Origin of the sequence: Sphingobium sp. DC-2 (genome assembly GCF_000722555.1) — a bacterium.
GTDB classification, from domain to species: domain Bacteria; phylum Pseudomonadota; class Alphaproteobacteria; order Sphingomonadales; family Sphingomonadaceae; genus Sphingobium; species Sphingobium quisquiliarum.
Genome location: NZ_JNAC01000118.1, coordinates 1 through 1,006, shown reverse-complemented (window position 1 = coordinate 1,006; position 1,006 = coordinate 1). Strand labels below are relative to the sequence as shown.

General features: G+C 60.8%; 1 protein-coding gene. It reads right to left on the bottom strand.

Annotation, left to right across the window (positions count from 1 at the left end; genetic code table 11):
* On the bottom strand, nt 1–883 hold an 883-nt coding region (locus tag ET21_RS0120950; protein ID WP_030541206.1), incomplete at its 3' end, for a DUF4158 domain-containing protein.
* Nucleotides 884–1,006: the final 123 nt, after the last annotated feature.

Genomic DNA, 1,006 nt, shown 5'->3' with positions numbered 1-1,006 from the left:
CCTTGCGTTTCGAGCGCGATCCGATCTTATGGACCGTCTCGATCAGCAGGTCGACCATCGCATCCGTAAGCTGAGCTTCCCGCGCCATCAGATAAACGGCATAGAGCCCGAGCTGGCGCGCCGGTACATGCCGGCGCATCTCCGAGGCTTTCTCGCCGGCAACCCGGCGAACGATCTGATCGACCCATGCCTTGCCCGTGACCGATAGGAAATCTCGGGGAAGAGCAAGCCGTTGGATAAAGGCGAGTTTGGCGGTCACGCCAAGAATGTTTTCGAGCGTCGCCTGACCTGCATCCCCCTTCATCGTGTTGAAGCCGGTCGGGCCATCGGGATCGGCGAGCGAGGCTTCCAGCAAGGCGACCGCATCCGGCGCAAGCCGATCGCGGACTCGGGCCAACAGGGCCTCCAGATAGAGGTGTCGTTGCGAACGGACGAGGCGTTCCAGCTCCTTGCGCGACGGCCCATAGATACGGCGGTCGCGGCACCACAGGAAAACATGCTCGAGCATGGCATTGATCGGCTGCCCGCCCGCACAAAGATCGTCGGAAATCCACCTCGACAACGCCCTGCGATCCGTCTGCGTCATACGGCGGAACCCGAGATGCCGCAAAATCTCCGCGCAATGCCGGCGGGCGGTGCGCCCGGAAAAATCATAGTGGTTCACGGATTTGGCATCGAGACCAAGTTGCTCCGCCAGATACAAGACACCGTCGGAGGGTATCGACGCATGATCCGGCACAAAGAAGCCATGCCCGGCGAAAAATCTAAGCTGAACCGCCAATCCCAGTCGTGCCGTCTCCGCTTTGCCGGTCACGAACGCGATGTCCGAAAAACTCAGGCTCCAGGAGCCGATCAGATCCCCACTCGAAACGCCAAGGCTCATAACGCCGCTCCCTTATCGGAGCGGAACGTCGTTCCTCGCATGGGCGATCGTCAACAACAACCAGCCCGTTCCCGACGTGTTCTCCAAGATGACCAAAATCGCAGCTTCGGGCCGACTGGGCCA